Below are 16727 nucleotides of genomic sequence, written 5' to 3'. Positions count from 1 at the left end.
TCGCCATGCTGGACTGGAAAAACCGCGCGGGCAGCGCACCTGAACGTGCCGCCGAGCCGAAATCGGACACCCGCAGCTACCTGGGTGGGCTGTTTTTCAGCCGCGCGCTGGCCACGCTGATCGGCCTCTACCTGCTGGTGACCATTGCCATCGGCTGGTACTGGAGCCAGGAGCCCGCCCTGTTTCCCGTGCAGCAGAATGCCCAGGCGGCGGCCGAGAGGGACGGCCGGCAAATGGTGGTCGGCTATACCACCGTCGAGACGCTCAAGACCGTGGCTGGGACCCTGCTGACCAAGCCGGGCGGCTACATCTCCAACGACCGTTTTCCGCCAGGCCTGTGGATGGACAACATGCCAAGCTGGGAATATGGCGTGCTGGTGCAGGTCCGCGACCTGAGTCGTGCCTTGCGCAAGGACTTCGCCCGTTCCCAGTCCCAGTCCGCCGAGGACGCCGACCTGGCCAAGGCCGAGCCGCGTTTCAACTTCGATAACCGCAGCTGGGTGCTGCCCTCCAGCGAATCGGAGTATCAGGAAGGCATCAATTCCCTGAGCCGCTATCAGGCGCGCCTGTCCGATCCCGCTCAGAAAAGCGCGTTGTTCTACGCCCGCGCCGACAACCTGAACAACTGGCTGGGCGACGTCGGTACTCGTCTGGGTTCGCTGTCCCAGCGCCTGTCGGCCAGTGTCGGCCGGGTCAAGCTCAACACCTCGCTGAAAACCGAAGTCCCGGCTCCGGGCCAGGTACCGCAGGTGGATGAAGAAGTCGTCGAGACCCCGTGGTTGCAGATCGATAACGTATTCTACGAAGCGCGCGGCCAGGCCTGGGCCTTGTCCCACCTGTTGCGCGCCATTGAAGTGGACTTCGCCGATGTGTTGGCGAAGAAGAACGCCACGGTCAGCGTGCGGCAGATCATTCGTGAGCTGGAGGCCTCCCAGGAACCGGTCTGGAGCCCGATGATTCTCAATGGCAGCGGCTTCGGTGTATTGGCGAACCACTCCCTGGTCATGGCCAACTACATCTCCCGGGCCAACGCGGCGGTGATCGACTTGCGGCAATTGCTGAACCAGGGCTGATCCATGAGCGAAAGTCACCGGGAGGCCGCTCACCGAGTGGCCTCGGATGCCGAGCTGATCGCTTGGGTCGATGAACACGACAACCTGCTTGGCAGCCTGGTGCGTTCGGACCTGCGCGAGCGTGGCCTGATCGGGCGTGGCACCTACATCATGCTGTTCAACTCGGCGGGTGAACTGTGCGTCCACCGCCGAACCCTGAGCAAGGCGATCTATCCGGGCTTCTGGGACGTGGCGGCGGGCGGGATGGTGCAGGCCGACGAGACCTATGCCGAGTCGGCGGCCCGTGAGCTGGAAGAGGAACTGGGGGTGAGCGGTGTGCCACTCACCGCCCATGACCATTTTTACTTCGAAGACCCTGGCAGTCGCCTGTGGTGCTCGGCGTTTTCGGCGGTGTGGGACGGCCCCCTGGTATTGCAGCCCGAAGAGGTGCTCGAAGCGCGTTTCATGCCGATCGAACAGGTACTGGATGAAATCCGGTACAAACCTTATTGCCCGGACTCGTTGGCGGCGCTTGAGCGTTATCTGCGTGGTGTCGCAAAGAAGCTGTAAATTGGCGCGGATTGGCCCTTAGCAAGTCTGCTTTTTGCCGTTACACTGCGCGACTTTTCAAGCTGAACCGACGTCTGCGGTTCAGTAGCGCTGCCCCTGCCTGAGTGGGGCTTCGCGGTCGAGGCACTCCCCGACCAGTCTTTGTCCTCCCGAGAGGATTGCCGGTGGCCAAAAAAGCCGCATCCTTCGCCGCCCTGGGCGGCCTGGTATTTTCTACCGACGCCGGTCGTCATTGCCCCGATTGCCGTCAGCCGGTGGATGCCTGCATCTGCAAACAGACCGTCATCCCTGCCGGTGACGGTGTGGCCCGTGTGCGCCGTGAAAGCAAAGGGCGCGGCGGCAAGACGGTGACCACGATCACCGGCGTGCCGTTGGCCGAAGACGCGCTCAAGGAACTGGCCACCACGTTGAAGAAACGCTGTGGCACCGGTGGCGCGTTGAAAGACGGCGTCATCGAGATCCAGGGTGATCACGTCGAGCTGTTGCTGGCGGAACTGGTCAAGCACGGCTTCAAGGCAAAAAAATCCGGCGGCTAGCAGCCTCTGTGAAAACCACTCCGGCTTGATCCGAACCCGATGTTCGAGGTCGCCCATAGGGTTTTCACAGAGCCTGTTCTGAACGGGTTTCTAAACTCAGCGTTGCAGGCAGGGTCTACCCTGCTTGCAGGCAAATCGTCATTTCCATTCTCTAGACTGCGCCAGCCTCCGACCGGATGGTGCATTTTGACTTCTTTATAGGGGACTTCGATGTCCGTACGACGCACACGCAAAGACGATGGCAGCCAATGGACAGTTGCGGACAGCCGCAGTGTTTACGGGATTCGCCATTGGGGGGCCGGGTATTTCGCGATCAATGACGCCGGTCGCGTCGAAGTTCGTCCGAACGGTCCCGATAGTTCGCCCATCGATCTGTTCGAACAGGTCGATCAACTGCGCCAGAGCGGTCTGTCGTTGCCCTTGCTGGTGCGCTTCCCCGATATCCTGCAAGACCGCGTACGCCAGCTCACCGGTGCGTTCGACAGCAACATCGCGCGCCTGGAGTATCAGAGTCAGTACACCGCACTCTACCCGATCAAGGTCAACCAGCAGGAAGCGGTGATCGAGAACATCATCGCCACCCAGAACGTCTCCATCGGCCTGGAAGCCGGCTCCAAGCCCGAGCTGCTGGCGGTGCTGGCCCTGGCGCCGAAGGGCGGGACCATCGTCTGCAACGGTTACAAGGACCGTGAGTTCATCCGCCTGGCGCTGATGGGCCAGAAGCTGGGCCACAACGTCTTCATCGTGATCGAGAAAGAATCCGAAGTCGGCCTGGTGATCGAAGAAGCTGCTTCGCTCAAGGTCAAGCCACAGGTTGGCTTGCGGGTGCGCCTGTCCTCCCTGGCGTCGAGCAAATGGGCCGACACCGGTGGCGAGAAGTCCAAGTTCGGCTTGTCCGCTGCACAGTTGCTGTCGGTGGTCGAGCGTTTCCGCGCTGCTGGCCTGGACCAGGGCATTCGCCTGCTGCACTTCCACATGGGCTCGCAGATCGCCAACCTGGCGGACTACCAGCACGGCTTCAAGGAAGCGATCCGTTACTACGGCGAACTGCGCAACCTCGGCCTGCCGGTGGATCACATCGACGTCGGCGGTGGCCTGGGCGTGGACTACGACGGTACACATTCGCGCAACGCCAGTTCGATCAACTACGACATGGACGATTACGCCGGTGTCGTGGTCGGTATGCTCAAGGAATTCTGCGATGCCCAGAGCCTGCCGCATCCGCACATCTTTTCGGAAAGCGGTCGCTCCCTGACCGCGCACCACGCGATGCTGGTGGTGCAGGTGACCGACGTGGAGCGACACGTCGACGACATGCCGGTGATCGACAACAAGCAGGAGCTGCCTGAAACCGTGCAGTGGCTGGTTGACCTGTTGGGCCCGACCGATATCGAGATGGTCACCGAAACCTACTGGCGCGCCACCCACTACATGAGCGACGTGGCCACCCAGTACGCCGACGGCAAGCTGACCCTGGCGGAAAAAGCCCTGGCCGAGCAGTGCTACTTCGCCGTGTGCCGTCGCCTGCACAACTCGTTGAAGGCCCGCCAGCGTTCCCATCGCCAAGTGCTGGATGAACTCAACGACAAGCTCGCCGACAAGTACATCTGCAACTTCTCGGTGTTCCAGAGCCTGCCGGATACCTGGGCCATCGGCCAGGTGCTGCCGATCCTGCCGCTGCACCGTCTCGACGAGGAGCCGATGCGCCGCGCCGTGTTGCAGGACCTGACCTGCGACTCCGACGGCAAGATCAAGCAGTACGTCGACGAGCAGAGCATCGAGACCAGCCTGCCGGTCCATGCGCTCAATCCCGGAGAGGACTACCTGCTGGGGATCTTCCTGGTCGGCGCCTACCAGGAAATCCTTGGCGACATGCACAACCTGTTCGGTGATACCGACTCGGTGAACATCTACCAGAACGCCGACGGCAGCGTGTACCACGCCGGTATCGAAACCCACGACACCATCGAGGACATGCTGCGCTACGTGCACCTGTCGCCAGAGGAGTTGATGACCCACTACCGCGACAAATGTGCCAGCGCCCGTATCAGCGCCGCCGAGCGCACCCAGTTCCTCGATGCCCTGCGCCTGGGATTGACGCGTTCGTCGTACTTGTCGTCCTGATGCGCAGATGAAAGCCGTTTGAGCACGGGGCTCTGCGGCTGATGCCAGTCAGTTAAGGATCAAACGGCACAAACCCTGTGGGAGCAAAGCTTGCTCCCACAGGTTTGTGGCTTGACTGATCGGCATCAGGGCTCTGTGGCAGCTCTTTGATCGATCGACATCGCCCTCCGGGGCTGTCAGAAAATTCATCGCGCATTGCGAGTTTTTTCAGATAGTTCCGGAGGGCGTTCTTATTTGTGCCGCTGTTAATTCCGAGCGTTGGGTCATTTCCTCAATACTGTCCTCATTTCATGTAGTCCCTTTCCTAACTTGTACTTGGGCTCTCTACTCCGCCATGGCTCTCAGCGAGAATCCCCGGCCGCCCCTCCTGTAGAGATACGCCGATGTCCGATCCAGCCAACGAGCCATCATTTCGTCTGGAGATAGCCGGTCTGCCCGAACCCTTTGTCGTGTCGGCCTTCATGGGTAGCGAAGCCATCAGCGAGCCTTTTGCCTATGAGGTGGAGTTGTCGCCCGGCGACACGCCGCCGGACCTGGCGGGCTTGTTATACCGCAGCGTCTGGCTGAGTTTCGGGGAGGCGGGCGGGGAGATTCACGGGCAGCTTCTCGCGCTTGTGCAGCAGCGTCCCGACGCCGGCTGTCGCCTGCGTATCGGGCCGAAGCTGGCTGGCCTGGCGCAGCGCTTCAACCAGCGGGTACTGAGCGACTGCACGGTGCCGCAGATCATCCGCCAGGTGCTCAAGGGCCATGGCATCGGCGGCCGCCAGCTGTGCCTGGACTTGAAGGGGGATTACCCTCCGCAGGATTTCTGTACCCAGTACCGCGAGTCGGATCTGCAATTTCTCCAGCGGGTGTGCGCCCAGGCGGGCATTCACTTCTATTTCGAACAGGCTCGGGACGGGCGCTGCCTGGTGTTCGCCGATAACGCGGGCGGCTTTTCTCCAGTTGACGAGGTTGCCTACGGGACGGCTCCGGGTGTTCAGGCTTTCAACGTGCAAACCACGGCCTCGGGGGAACAGCTCGCCCAAGGCAGCAGTGACCTGATGGGGTTGTACAGCGGGCAGGTACTGTTGCTCACGGCGCATCCTTTTAGCGATTGGAACCAGCGCTGGCTGCTGACAAAGGTCGAGCATCGCGCGGATGCCTGGGGGTATGGCAACCATTTCCAGGCCGTTCCCTGGGGGTTGCCATTCGTGGCGACCGGGCTCCCTGCCAAGCCGCGCATGGTGGGCCGGCAGCGTGGATGGGTCGTGGAAGTGGACGAACCGGCGTTGCAGATGGCCGGGCGCGTGGCGGTGCAGTTCGATTGGGTGTATCAGGGCGAGGGGGCCAGCCCCAGTCATTGTTGGCTGCCGTTGGCGCCCGAGTTGGCCGCCTGCGCGATGGGCACCTTCGGTGCGGGCACCGAGGTGTTGGTGAGTTTCTGCGAGGGCGACCCGGATCGCCCCATGATCAGCGCGCTCCTTGATACGCCGGCTACTGCGGTAATGGCCGATGCGGCGCCGTCGGACGCGACGACTCACGAAGCACCCTGGCCGTCCGGAGCCGATCCAGCGTTGTTGTCCGCGATCCAGGCGGCCGAGCCGCTGGTGTTGCTTTGCCTGCTGCCCGGCGGGGGCAGCTTCAGTGCCTGTGACCAACCGGTATGTACCTGCCGGCTGGTTACCCGGCGCGACGTGGGTGCCGCGCCATGAGCGCTGCATCTCTGTCCGGAACCACGCCTCAGTGGTTGCTGCTCGACCTACCCGGCGTTCCCAAGGCGGCGCAGCGACTACAAGAGCAGTTTGCAGAAGCGCGGTGCTTTGCCTTGTTCGAAGACACCGAATGGCATGGGCTCAAGGAGCACGGCCCGCTGCTGGTGGACTTGCAGCAATCCCCAGCGCTGGCGAGCCTGTGTCATGTCGACGCGGGTGCCTGGCCGGGACTGTTGTTGGTGAGCGAGTCACCGCCTACGCAATTGCTGGCGCATCTGCGACGCATGCTGACGGTGACCGTGGGTCCTCACTACAAGGCGTTGTTGAGCTATTACAACCCTCACACCGCCAGCTATTTCTTCGACGGCTGCGACCCAGGGGAGCTCAGTTGCTGGCTAGGGCCCATTCGCTTGCTGCGTTGGTTCGGCGGCACCTGGGCCGACCGGGCCATCGGCAGCCAGGGCTGGCAGCAACTGTCCAATCCGGGGTTGCCCGTGGCGCCACTGGAGAACGAGCACAGCCTCAGCGATCGACAGCAGCGCAAATTGCAGCAATGCCTGCTGGAGCGTCATGCCTGGCATTGGTCCCGTGCCACCGGGCGTGATTATCGCGCGCTCTGGGATTGCCTGGAGCAGGGCTTGAAACTGGGGTTTACCGAACGGGAAGTGCTCGACGGCTGGCTGTGGCTGCGCCTGCAATACCCCGACGCCCGGCCAACACCAGCGCTGGCCGGCGGCTCTCAGCGCGAGCGGCTCGAGCATCTGCGGCGGTTGTGGCAAGGCGATGAAGAATAAAGCATCACTCGGCGCGGACTGCGAGCCAGCGGTCCTGCCGATCCAGGTGCCAGGCGAAACCACCGAGGGTCAGGCTGCGCAACGCCATGAACAACAGGAAGGTGATCCACAGGCCATGGTTGCCCAACCCTTGCAGCGCCCAGGCAAAGGGCAGCACCAGCAAGAGGGTCAGTAACATGCCGTTGCGCATTTCCCGGGCGCGGGTGGCCCCGATGAACAAGCCATCGAGCACATAGCTCCAGACCGCAATCAGTGGCAGGGCGGCGAGGTAAGGCAGGTAGCGGTAGGCGGTCTCGCGCACATCGGGGATGTCGGTCTGCATGTTGATGAACAGGTGCCCGGCGAGCAGGAACAACAGCGCAAACCCGATGCTTGCAATCAGCGACCAACCGCAGGCCACTACCAGTGAGCGACGTAGCGCCAAACGGTCGCGAGCGCCAATGGCGTGTCCGCACAGCGCTTCGACGGCGTGGGCGAGGCCGTCCAGGGCATGGGCCGTCAGCAACAGCCCGTTGAGCAGCAGCGCGTTGGCCGCAACGGTTGCGTCCCCCAGGCGCGCGCCTTGTACGGTGATCAGGAAAAACACCGACTGCAGGGCCAGGCTGCGAATGAAAATGTCCCGGTTCACCGCCAACAGCGGCCGCCAGCTCTGCCACAGCCCCAGAGTCGCCCAGACAATCTGTCCGGGCCAGGCCCGCAGGGTTTTGTGGGCCAGGGCCAGGCCGACCAGTGCCCCGGTCCATTCGGCGATCACCGAGGCCCGGGCCGAACCGGCCACGCCCCAGTCCAGGCCGAGCACGAACCACAGGTTCAGGACGATGTTCACCAGATTGGTGGTCAGCAAAATCGCCAGCGGTGCCCGGGCATTCTGGGCCCCGAGAAACCAGCCCACCAGCGCATAGCTGGCCAGCGCCGCCGGAAGGCCGAAGAGCCGTGTGTAGAAGAAATCCCGGGTCAACTGGTTGAGTTCGGCGGACGGCTGCATGAAATGCAACGCCACGTTACTCAATGGCACCCCGACGATTCCGAGCGCCACAGCCAACCCTATCGCCAGCAGCAGGCCTTGCAACAACACTTGCCGCAATGCCGCGCCATCACCCCGTCCGGCCGCCTGGGCCGCGAACCCGGTGGTGCCCATGCGCAGGAAACCCACGGCCCAGGCCAGCACCGTATACAAACTCGCCCCGACCGCCACCGCACCCAACTGATGGGCATGGGGCAAATGGCCGATGACGGTACTGTCCACCAATGCCACCAGCGGCACGGAAATGTTCGAAAGAATCATCGGCGCGGCCAACGCCCAGACCCGACGATGGGTGAGACGGTCGCGCCAGTCGGCGAGCAGGTTGGACATGGGGGCTCCTTGGTGGAGCGCCATTGTAGCGGGTTCTCTGAGTGATCGTTTCCAGTGCGTGCCGAACACGCGAGATGCTCCGAATTCAGTGTGGCGAGGGGATTTATCCCCGCTCGGCTGCGCAGCAGTCGTAAACCCGGCTGACGCGGTTTACCTGATGCACCGCAGAGCCTGGTTTTGGGGCTGCTGTGCAGCCCAGCGGGGATAAATCCCCTCGCCACAAAGGTGATGTGTTGCTTCGGTTAGCGTGGGTCGACGTTGTCCAGCGCCCGGTTGGCCAGTAAGCCACCCAGCTCGATTAGCTGCTGGATGCCCAGGGCAACGTGGCGTCGCGAACCATCTAGATCGAAGGCCAGGTCACAGGCCATGGCGTTGGCCGAGGCCAGGGTTTCGCTGAGGTTGGCGAGCAGGCATTCGGTGTCGATGCCGTTCGCAACGGTGAACAGTTGGTCTGGTTGGGCTTCAGGCGGTTCGGGCTTGAGGTAGAAGTCGAGGGCGCGTTTGGCGGCTTTGTCAAAGGCTGTCGAGTCGGTGGGGTCGTTGGAGGATGCGGGATTGGTGGCCGGTGGGTTGGGGGTGACCTTGAACATGGTGAATCTCCTTGATGAGTGGAGCCGTCATCCTTCGCTGCTAAACGAGTTGGGTGGCGGCTGTACGCGGGTTAGCAGACCAGGCATCAAGGAACCCGGCGCACCGAAGTGCCCCACGCATAGCCGCCATAGTGCTGACAATCCGATGCGGATTGGCTGTTCTGATGGCGACACTGGCGTGCCTTGATGTTATCCGAGCTGCTAAACCCGATCGCTGATTTGTCAGCGACGGAGAAACAATAGAACCCGGCCCCAAGGCGCACAAGCCGGCGGATTCTGGCGTAGTTGTAGGCAGCGGCGCAAGGCGGTGTAGCCAGGACCTACACCTGAAGGAATGGAATAAACAGAGGGCTTTTGTGGCGAGGGGATTTATCCCCGTGGGACTCTGTAGGAGCTGTCGAGCGGAGATAAATCCCCTCGCCACAGAGACGCGCGATTCTAGTGAATGATCCAACTCAACAACCACAACCCCAACACCAGCCAGATGATCCCCAGCACAATCGAGGCACGCATGAAGGCGCGGATCGCCGAGTACAGCAACATCAGCCCGAGGATCAGCGCGATGATGCTGATGATCGAGGTGTCCATGCCCAGCGCCCGTGACAGGCCGTCGACAAAGTTGCCGCCGGCGTTGGCCAGGGTGTTGAACAGGCCGCTCAGCAGGTCGACGATGAAACGGATTATCGAGCCGAGTGCCTGGCCGAGCCATTCGAAAAAGCTTTCTACATGCATGTTTGCATCCTGATGGAAGAGAATCGAGTCGAGCCTTGGGTTCCTGATTGTAGGAGCTGTTGGCGCCGCGATCGTTCGATTATGAGGCAAATTGCCGCTTCGTATCGAGACGCTTGCCTTCCCCCGTCATCCCCCGGAAGCTATGGGCATCCAGGAGAGCCCGATGAACCTTGTTGAACTGACTGAACGCCTGCACGCCATTCGTGATCGCAACGATTGGCGGCCATTCCACAGCCCGAAAAACCTTGCCATGGCCGCCAGTGTGGAGATGGCCGAGCTGGTGGAGATTTTCCAGTGGTTGACCGAGGACCAGTCGCGCCAGCTGCCGGCCGACAAACTGGCCCACGCCGGGCAGGAAGTTGGAGACATCGTCTTGTACCTGTTGCTGCTGTGCAGCGAATTGGGCTTGGACATGGACGCCGTGGTGCGCAGCAAACTGGCCGACAGCGAGCGGCGGTTCGGCCAATGAGCGACCGTCATTTCGATCAGTTGGCCACGCGCTTTGCCGAAAAAATCTATGGCGGGGCCAAGGGCGCGATCCGCCTGGCGGTGCTCCAGGCCGACCTGCTTGAAGTATTGCCGGAACGCCCGTTGCGTGTGCTCGACATCGGCGCCGGCCTGGGCCATATGTCGTTGTGGCTGGCCGAGCGCGGTCATCAGGTCACCCTGGCGGAACCGGCCGCGCCCATGCTCGAAGGCGCCCGCCAGCGGTTTGCCGACGCCGGCCAGGAGGCAACCTTCATCCAGGCGCCGTGGCAGGCACTGCCGGGCCAGCTCACCGAGCCGTACGACCTGGTGCTGTGTCATGCGGTGTTGGAGTGGCTGGCGGAGCCTCACACGATCCTGCCGGTGCTGCATCAACTCACGGCGCCCGGCGGCTGGCTGTCGCTGGCGTTCTACAACCGCGACGCGCTGGTTTATCGCAACTTGCTCAAGGGGCATTTCCGCAAGCTGCGCAACAACGACATGGCCGGTGAAAAACAGAGCCTGACGCCGCAACAACCTCTTGATCCGCGCGAGTTGGCGGCGCAACTTGAGGGGGTGTGGCAGGTCGAAAGCCAGAGTGGCGTGCGGGTTTTTCACGACTACATGCCGGTAGAGTTCCAGAGCCGGGTAGAGCTGGCGCAGTTGCTGGACATGGAGCTGGCCCACCGTCGCCATCCCGCGTTTGCCGGGCTGGGACGTTATCTGCACTGGATCTGCCGTCCCCTCTGATCGGAGAGCGAAATGCAAGGCCGTACAGGGTTACTGATGTTATGTCTGGCGCTGGCGGCCTGCCAGGGTCCCAACCCCTATGTCGCCACCTCCAGGCCGCTGCCGCCGGCCCCGCCCGAGGCCGCCACGGTGTTCGACCGTAGCGCATACCCGGCGGCACCCCGTGACTATGGGCGCTATCGCAGTTGGGCCTGGCTCAACGGACGCCTGCCGGCGGGTACCGCGTGGGCGGACTCGGCTCAGGTGGCCGAGGCGGTGAGCAACGCCCTGGACCAGCGCGGCCTGCGTCCGCTGCATGACAACCGACCGGCCGACCTGTTCGTCAGCGCCGACCTGCGACTGGAGACCCGCCTGCGCCAGGTTCGGGAAGATTATGATTCAGGCTACTACGGCGGCTACAACCGCTACGGTCCTGGCTACGGCATGTACAACACCGTGCCGGTCGTGCGCACGTACCAGGAGCAGGTCGTGGTGGTTCGCGTCGACCTGTTCGATGCCCGCAACGGTCAACCGGTATGGAGTGCCAGTGCCGAAACCCCTCAGGCTGGCCGTCCGGGCGATAACACCGATGCCATTCGCGAGGCGGTGGAAAAAGCCATGTCGGCCTATCCGCCCAGTTGATTACGCAACAGGAGAAGCGTGATGTTCCGTCGTCTTGCTCTACTGGGCCTTGCCCTGCTGCTCGGTGCCTGTGCGACCAACCAGGTCAATCATGATTTCGATACCAGCCGCGACTTTGCAGCCTATCGAAGCTGGAGCTGGAAAGAGCCGGCGTTGCAATACCGCCCCGATGATCCGCGGATCAGGAGTGACCTGACAGAACAGCGCATCCGTCAGGCCGTAGCCGATCAACTCGACCAGCGCGGCCTGCGCCCTGCCGCCGGAGGGCACGGCGATGTCCTGGTCCAGGCCTACCTGATCGTCGAGGATCGCCAGCAACAAGTGACCACCAACTATGGCGGCGGTTGGGGCGGGCCCTGGAATGGTTACTGGGGTGGACCGATGTACAACGAAACCCGCAACGTCAGCTACAAGGTCGCCACGGTGCAGATCGATTTGCTCGATGGCAAGGACGGCAAGCTGGTCTGGCGTGGCAGCGACGAGCAACTGCTCAGCAGCTCCCCCAACCCCGCTGACCGCGACAGCGCGGTGCGTGAGACGGTCGGGCGTATCCTGTCCAATTATCCGCCGCGGTGACCACCGCTATCGCGAGCAGGCTCGCTCCCACAGGAGATTTGTGTCGAGCACAGATGTTTGGTCACCGCAGATCCAATGTGGGAGCGAGCCTGCTCGCGATGACGGCAGTCCAGTCAACATGGATGCTGGCTGAGCCACCGCCTGGCTCAGGCAATCGGTCGCCAGCTTCCTACCATGTGCTCCAGATCTCCCGACCCCACCAACCGCAAATCCCCACTGGACCCCGCCGCGCTCGCCAGCAGCGTCACTTCGCTGGGCAGGCGTACCGGCTTCTTGAAGGTCACCGCGATTTCAAGGTTGGCTTCGGGCAGGTGATCGTCCAATGCCGCCAGGGTCCGGGCTTTGTTCCACAGGCCATGGGCAATGGCAGTGGGGAAACCGAACATTCGCGCACTGATGGCACTCAGGTGGATAGGGTTGTAGTCGCCGGACACCTTGGCGTATTGCCGGCCGATATCCGCAGGGGCTGTCCAGCGCGTGACTTCGGTCAGCGCCGGAGCCATCTGCGGTGGCGGCTCCACCAGCACACCCTCAAGTTGCACGCCCTTGCAGAGCATTTCGCTCTCGGCTTCCCACAACGGCCCCAGTTGATCCTCGATGCGGGTCACGAGGTTGAACACCGCGCCCTTGGGGTGAGGCTGCAGTTGTTCGACATTGACACTGGCCCGTACCTGGCTGACGCCACCCATGGGGCGGAGCACGCGGATGCGGTTGCTCAGGTGGATCAACCCCAGCAGTGGGAACGGGAAGTCCCGGGCGGTGAGCAATTGCATCTGCAGGGCGAACGCCAGTACATGGGGGTAGGTCGGTGGCAGCAGACCGTTGTCGACAAAACCACAAACCTTGCGATAAGCCGCCAGGCGCTGCTGATCCACCTGGAGCATCTGGCGCAACCCAGTCTCCGGCAAGGTCTTGCCGGTGATCTTGCGACGTGTCGCGGCTTTCGCGTAGAGCCCCGACATACTCGGCGCGCTGCTGACCTCATGCCATTGGATCGTCATGGTCAGGCTCCCAAGAGGCTTTGTCCGCAGACCCGCAGGGCCTGCCCGGTGACGGCCCCGGTGCCCGGCTGCGCGAGCCAGGCCACGGCTTCGGCGACGTCCTGGGGCAAGCCACCCTGGCCCAGGGAGCTCATGCGCCGTCCGGCTTCGCGCAGGGCGAAGGGGATTTCGGCGGTCATGCGGGTCTCAATGAAGCCGGGGGCCACGGCGTTGATGCTGATGCCCCGCGTCTGCAACAGCGGCGCCCAGGCCTGGGCCAGGCCGATCAGCCCCGCTTTGCTGGCGGCGTAGTTGGTCTGGCCGCGATTGCCGGCGATACCGCTGATGGAAGCCAGCAGAACGACTCGGCCATTGTCCCGCAGGGTGCCGCTGTCGAGCAGGGCCTTGGTCAGCACCTGCGGTGCGTTGAGGTTGACCGCCAGCACCGCATCCCAGAACTCCGGCGTCATGTTGGCGAGGGTCTTGTCCCGGGTGATGCCGGCGTTATGCACCACGATGTCGACGCCGTCTGGCAGGTGTTCGATCAACTGGCTGGCGGCGTCTTCGGCGCAGATGTCCAGGGTCACGGCGCGCCCGCCCAGGCGTGCGGCAAGGGCTTCGAGATCGGCCTTGGCCTGGGGAACGTCCAGCAGGATCACGTCGGCACCGTCACGGGCCAGGGTTTCGGCGATGGAGGCGCCAATTCCGCGGGCCGCGCCGGTGACCAGCGCCTTGAGCCCGGTGAGTGGTCGCGTCCAGTCCTGGACCTGGGTCTGGCATGCATTGAGGCGAATGACCTGCCCGGAAACGAAGGCGCTCTTGGGCGACAGGAAGAACCGCAGCGCTCCCTCCAGCTGGGTTTCGGCGCCGTCACCGACGTACAACAGTTGCAAGGTCCCGCCATGGCGCAACTCCTTGGCCAGGGAGCGGCTGAAGCCCTCCAGCGCTCGCTGGGCACTGGCGGCGAAGGGATCCGTGAGACTTTCCGGGGCTCGACCGAGGATGACGACATGGGCGCTGCGGTCGAGATTCTTCATCAACGGCTGGAAAAATTCCCGCAGCTGCTTGAGCTGATCGGCCTGGGTCAGATGGCTGGCGTCATACACCACGGCCTTGATTTTCGGGCCGTGGCCGGGGATCCACTCGGTGGCCAGGGTCGGTTCGGCGCCGTAGACGAAAATCGCGTCGGTCAGGCGCTTGGCGAACGCACCGATCGGTTCGATCAGCGGCCCGCCGCCCAGCAACAGCGCGCCCTCGATTGGCCGCAGCCGCCCGGCCTGCCAGCGTTCCAGACGTACCGGCGATGGCAGGCCGAGGGCTCCGACCAGGCGCAGGCCAATGGGCGAATTGGCGAAGTCGATATAACGGTCAGACATGGAACGTACTCCGGCGGATGAGCTCCCAAGTGTGGACCATGATCGGCAATCAGTCGTTCGATTGGCGAGATAAAGCCTAAGCTTGTGCGCAGGTAGTATTTTTTTCGGGATCGCCAGCGCATTGCAATCTACTCGGGGAGTTCTTCATGACACAGCTACGCCGCGTCGCGATCATCGGTGGTAACCGCATTCCTTTTGCCCGTTCCAATGGGGCTTATGCCAGCGCCAGCAACCAGGCACTGCTGACGGCTGCCCTTGAGGGGCTGATCGAGCGCTATAACCTGCATGGTCTGCACATCGGCGAAGTGGCCGCCGGCGCGGTGCTCAAGCATTCCCGGGAGATGAACCTGAGCCGTGAATGCGTGCTCGGCTCGCGGCTGGCACCCACCACTCCTGCCTATGACGTGCAACAGGCCTGCGGCACGGGACTGGAGACCGTGCTGCTGGTGGCCAACAAGATTGCCCTGGGCCAGATCGACAGCGCGATTGCCGGCGGCGTGGACACCACCTCGGACGCGCCCATCGCCGTCAACGAAGGACTGCGCCGGATCCTGCTGCAAGCCAATCGCGCCAAGACCACTGCCGAAAAGCTCAAGGTATTCCTGCAACTGCGTCCCCAACACCTCGTCCCCGAACTGCCGCGCATCAACGAGCCGCGCACCGGCCTGAACATGGGGCAGCACTGCGAGCTGATGGCCCAGACCTGGCAGATTCCCCGGGAGGAACAGGACCAACTGGCCCTGGAAAGCCATCAGAAAATGGCAGCGTCCTACGCCGAAGGCTGGCAGAACGATCTGATGACGCCGTTTCTCGGCCTGACCCGGGACAACAACCTGCGCCCGGACCTGACCCTGGAAAAACTTGCCTCGCTCAAACCGGCCTTCGAAAAGAGCGCCAAGGGCACGATGACCGCCGGCAACTCCACGCCACTGACCGACGGCGCGTCGTTGGTGCTGCTGGGCAGCGAGGAATGGGCCAAGGCGCGGGGGTTACCGATTCTGGCGTACCTGCGTGACGGCCAGACCGCGGCGGTGGATTTCGTCAATGGCGCCGAAGGACTGCTAATGGCGCCGGTCTATGCCGTGCCCCGGCTGCTGGCGCGCAACGGGCTGACGCTGCAGGACTTCGATTACTACGAAATCCATGAAGCATTCGCCGCCCAGGTGCTATGCACGCTCAAGGCCTGGGAGGATGCGGACTACTGCAAGACCCATCTGGGCCTCGACGCGCCGTTGGGCGCGATAGATCGCAGCCGGTTGAATGTGAAAGGCAGCTCTCTGGCCGCCGGTCACCCGTTTGCCGCCACGGGTGGGCGTATCGTGGCCAATCTTGCCAAGTTGCTCGATGCCGCAGGGCGGGGCCGGGGGCTGATCTCCATCTGCGCGGCCGCCGGCCAGGGTGTGACGGCGATTATCGAGCGTTGAGCAGCGTTTCGTTCTGCCGGGTGACCGACGCTCGCTGACGGCTGGCGTACCGCTCGGCCAGGATCGAGCAGACGATCAACTGCATCGGGTGGTAGATCATGATCGGCAGCAGGATCAGCCCCAGGCCTGGGTTGTTGCCGAAGATCAGCGCCGCCATCGGCACCCCGGCGGCCAGGGATTTCTTGCTGGCACAGAACACCGCGGCGATTTCATCGGCGTTGTCGAACCCCAGGGTACGGGCGGTGCGGGTGGTCATCCAGAGGATGATTGCCAGCAGCACGGCGCTGCCGAGCACGGCACTGAGCAGCACACCGTTGCCTTGCTGTTGCCAGATCCCGGACACCATGGAATTGCAGAACGCTGCGTAGACCAGCAGCAGGATCACCAGCTTGTCGATGATGCTGGTGTAGCGTTTGTAGCGGCCGAAAAAACCGGCCAGCCAGCGCCGCAGAAACTGCCCGAGTACCAGCGGCAGCAGCAACATCAGGCACAGATCGAGCAGGGTCGAACCCAGGTCGATACCACCATCGCCGCGACCGACCACGAGACTGACCAGCAGCGGTGTCAGGAATACCCCCAGCACGCTGGACAGGCTCGCGTTGAGAATCGCCGCTGGCACGTTACCCCCTGCACTGCCGGTGAGAGCCACCGAGGAGGAAATGGTCGAGGGCAGGGCACACAGGTAAAAGAACCCCAGCATCAGCAGTGACGGCACATGACTGCCCAGCAGCTTGTTGCTGGCGAGCCAGATCAAGGGGAACACGACGAAGGTAAACACCTGCACCATCACGTGCAGCCGGGTGTTCTTCAGGCCGTGCCGGATCTGTTCGCCGGACAGGTTGACCCCGTGCAGGAAAAACACCACGAAGATGCCGATATTGACGACCCACTCGGCATGCATGGCGCCGCCGGTGGCGCCAAAGCCCGGGAAGAAATACGCCAGCAATGTGGCGAGCAACATGCCGCACAGGAACCAGTCGGTCACCATGCGCTTGAGGTGTCTGAAAATAGCCATAGGGCACCGCAGGTTGTCAGAAGAGGTGACTTAGCCTAACGTCGGTCCTGACAGTCGTCTTGCGACATAAGGCC

17 protein-coding genes are annotated in these 16727 nt (G+C 63.0%); 11 read left to right on the top strand and 6 right to left on the bottom strand.

Annotated elements, in window-relative coordinates; translation table 11 throughout:
* The first annotated feature begins 5 nt into the window (after positions 1-5).
* The 6 genes from FGE05_RS16625 (at position 6) to FGE05_RS16600 (ending at position 6770) form a co-directional block, all read left to right on the top strand.
* Positions 6-1073, top strand: coding sequence for a DUF2333 family protein (locus FGE05_RS16625; protein ID WP_139646627.1), 1068 nt, complete (start codon positions 6-8; stop codon positions 1071-1073).
* A gap of 3 nt (positions 1074-1076) precedes the next feature.
* Complete coding sequence (locus tag FGE05_RS16620) at positions 1077-1622, top strand: NUDIX hydrolase (RefSeq protein WP_139646625.1); 546 nt, start codon at positions 1077-1079, stop codon at positions 1620-1622.
* A 164-nt stretch (positions 1623-1786) separates the two neighbouring features.
* Positions 1787-2158 (top strand): translation initiation factor Sui1, encoded by a 372-nt coding sequence (locus FGE05_RS16615; protein WP_041022529.1) that lies wholly within the window; start codon positions 1787-1789, stop codon positions 2156-2158.
* A gap of 210 nt (positions 2159-2368) precedes the next feature.
* On the top strand, positions 2369-4282 hold the full coding sequence (speA, locus tag FGE05_RS16610) for an arginine decarboxylase (RefSeq protein ID WP_041022530.1): 1914 nt from the start codon (positions 2369-2371) through the stop codon (positions 4280-4282).
* Positions 4283-4665: 383 nt separating this feature from the next.
* Positions 4666-5976, top strand: a complete 1311-nt coding sequence (locus FGE05_RS16605; protein WP_139646623.1) for a type VI secretion system Vgr family protein — start codon at positions 4666-4668, stop codon at positions 5974-5976.
* On the top strand, positions 5973-6770 hold the full coding sequence (locus tag FGE05_RS16600) for a DUF4123 domain-containing protein (RefSeq protein WP_139646621.1): 798 nt from the start codon (positions 5973-5975) through the stop codon (positions 6768-6770). The genes FGE05_RS16605 and FGE05_RS16600 overlap by 4 nt, the downstream gene beginning before the upstream one ends.
* 4 nt (positions 6771-6774) lie before the next feature.
* Here the strand turns inward: FGE05_RS16600 and FGE05_RS16595 are convergent, their stop codons facing one another.
* From FGE05_RS16595 to FGE05_RS16585, 3 genes are all read right to left on the bottom strand, one after another.
* Entirely contained in the window at positions 6775-8124 is a 1350-nt protein-coding gene (locus FGE05_RS16595; RefSeq protein ID WP_139646619.1) for an MATE family efflux transporter, read from the bottom strand.
* A gap of 242 nt (positions 8125-8366) precedes the next feature.
* Positions 8367-8714: a DUF6124 family protein gene (locus tag FGE05_RS16590; protein WP_139646617.1), complete on the bottom strand. Its 348-nt coding sequence runs from the start codon at positions 8712-8714 to the stop codon at positions 8367-8369.
* 438 nt (positions 8715-9152) lie between these two features.
* On the bottom strand, positions 9153-9446 hold the full coding sequence (locus tag FGE05_RS16585; RefSeq protein WP_139646616.1) for a hypothetical protein: 294 nt from the start codon (positions 9444-9446) through the stop codon (positions 9153-9155).
* 163 nt (positions 9447-9609) lie between these two features.
* Here FGE05_RS16585 and FGE05_RS16580 point away from each other — a divergent pair, with 163 nt between their 5' ends.
* The 4 genes from FGE05_RS16580 to FGE05_RS16565 are packed head-to-tail and all read left to right on the top strand — an operon-like array spanning position 9610 to position 11858.
* Positions 9610-9915 carry a MazG-like family protein gene (locus FGE05_RS16580; RefSeq protein ID WP_024780720.1) on the top strand — a complete coding sequence of 102 codons (306 nt, stop codon included), beginning with the start codon at positions 9610-9612 and terminating at the stop codon, positions 9913-9915.
* Positions 9912-10661, top strand: a complete 750-nt coding sequence (locus tag FGE05_RS16575; protein ID WP_139646614.1) for a methyltransferase domain-containing protein — start codon at positions 9912-9914, stop codon at positions 10659-10661. Before FGE05_RS16580 ends, FGE05_RS16575 begins: the two co-directional genes overlap by 4 nt.
* Positions 10662-10673: 12 nt before the next feature.
* Positions 10674-11282, top strand: a complete 609-nt coding sequence (locus FGE05_RS16570; RefSeq protein ID WP_139646612.1) for a DUF4136 domain-containing protein — start codon at positions 10674-10676, stop codon at positions 11280-11282.
* A gap of 21 nt (positions 11283-11303) precedes the next feature.
* Entirely contained in the window at positions 11304-11858 is a 555-nt protein-coding gene (locus FGE05_RS16565; protein ID WP_139646610.1) for a DUF4136 domain-containing protein, read from the top strand.
* 146 nt (positions 11859-12004) lie between these two features.
* Here FGE05_RS16565 and FGE05_RS16560 read toward each other — a convergent pair whose 3' ends face one another.
* Positions 12005-12859, bottom strand: a complete 855-nt coding sequence (locus FGE05_RS16560; RefSeq protein WP_139646608.1) for a MaoC/PaaZ C-terminal domain-containing protein — start codon at positions 12857-12859, stop codon at positions 12005-12007.
* Positions 12860-12861: 2 nt separating this feature from the next.
* Entirely contained in the window at positions 12862-14214 is a 1353-nt protein-coding gene (locus FGE05_RS16555; RefSeq protein ID WP_139646603.1) for a 3-oxoacyl-ACP reductase, read from the bottom strand.
* 146 nt (positions 14215-14360) lie between these two features.
* Between FGE05_RS16555 and FGE05_RS16550 the strand changes: the two genes are divergently transcribed.
* Positions 14361-15638 (top strand): acetyl-CoA C-acetyltransferase, encoded by a 1278-nt coding sequence (locus FGE05_RS16550; RefSeq protein ID WP_139646602.1) that lies wholly within the window; start codon positions 14361-14363, stop codon positions 15636-15638.
* Here the strand turns inward: FGE05_RS16550 and FGE05_RS16545 are convergent.
* Entirely contained in the window at positions 15625-16653 is a 1029-nt protein-coding gene (locus FGE05_RS16545) for a bile acid:sodium symporter family protein (RefSeq protein WP_139646600.1), read from the bottom strand. The genes FGE05_RS16550 and FGE05_RS16545 overlap by 14 nt on opposite strands.
* Between the last annotated feature and the right edge of the window lie 74 nt (positions 16654-16727).

The sequence above is a fragment of the Pseudomonas sp. ICMP22404 genome (genome assembly GCF_006227205.1).
GTDB lineage: Bacteria > Pseudomonadota > Gammaproteobacteria > Pseudomonadales > Pseudomonadaceae > Aquipseudomonas.
This window is presented reverse-complemented; position numbering and strand designations above follow the sequence as displayed.

Coding starts and splice junctions, on each gene's coding strand:
- FGE05_RS16560 (WP_139646608.1), bottom strand. CDS start 12,859: ATGACGATCCAATGGCATGAGGTCAGCAGCGCGCCGAGTATGTCGGGG.
- FGE05_RS16620 (WP_139646625.1), top strand. CDS start 1,077: ATGAGCGAAAGTCACCGGGAGGCCGCTCACCGAGTGGCCTCGGATGCC.
- FGE05_RS16565 (WP_139646610.1), top strand. CDS start 11,304: ATGTTCCGTCGTCTTGCTCTACTGGGCCTTGCCCTGCTGCTCGGTGCC.
- FGE05_RS16590 (WP_139646617.1), bottom strand. CDS start 8,714: ATGTTCAAGGTCACCCCCAACCCACCGGCCACCAATCCCGCATCCTCC.
- FGE05_RS16585 (WP_139646616.1), bottom strand. CDS start 9,446: ATGCATGTAGAAAGCTTTTTCGAATGGCTCGGCCAGGCACTCGGCTCG.
- FGE05_RS16545 (WP_139646600.1), bottom strand. CDS start 16,653: ATGGCTATTTTCAGACACCTCAAGCGCATGGTGACCGACTGGTTCCTG.
- FGE05_RS16580 (WP_024780720.1), top strand. CDS start 9,610: ATGAACCTTGTTGAACTGACTGAACGCCTGCACGCCATTCGTGATCGC.
- FGE05_RS16605 (WP_139646623.1), top strand. CDS start 4,666: ATGTCCGATCCAGCCAACGAGCCATCATTTCGTCTGGAGATAGCCGGT.
- FGE05_RS16555 (WP_139646603.1), bottom strand. CDS start 14,214: ATGTCTGACCGTTATATCGACTTCGCCAATTCGCCCATTGGCCTGCGC.
- FGE05_RS16575 (WP_139646614.1), top strand. CDS start 9,912: ATGAGCGACCGTCATTTCGATCAGTTGGCCACGCGCTTTGCCGAAAAA.
- FGE05_RS16600 (WP_139646621.1), top strand. CDS start 5,973: ATGAGCGCTGCATCTCTGTCCGGAACCACGCCTCAGTGGTTGCTGCTC.
- speA (WP_041022530.1), top strand. CDS start 2,369: ATGTCCGTACGACGCACACGCAAAGACGATGGCAGCCAATGGACAGTT.
- FGE05_RS16550 (WP_139646602.1), top strand. CDS start 14,361: ATGACACAGCTACGCCGCGTCGCGATCATCGGTGGTAACCGCATTCCT.
- FGE05_RS16625 (WP_139646627.1), top strand. CDS start 6: ATGCTGGACTGGAAAAACCGCGCGGGCAGCGCACCTGAACGTGCCGCC.
- FGE05_RS16570 (WP_139646612.1), top strand. CDS start 10,674: ATGCAAGGCCGTACAGGGTTACTGATGTTATGTCTGGCGCTGGCGGCC.
- FGE05_RS16595 (WP_139646619.1), bottom strand. CDS start 8,124: ATGTCCAACCTGCTCGCCGACTGGCGCGACCGTCTCACCCATCGTCGG.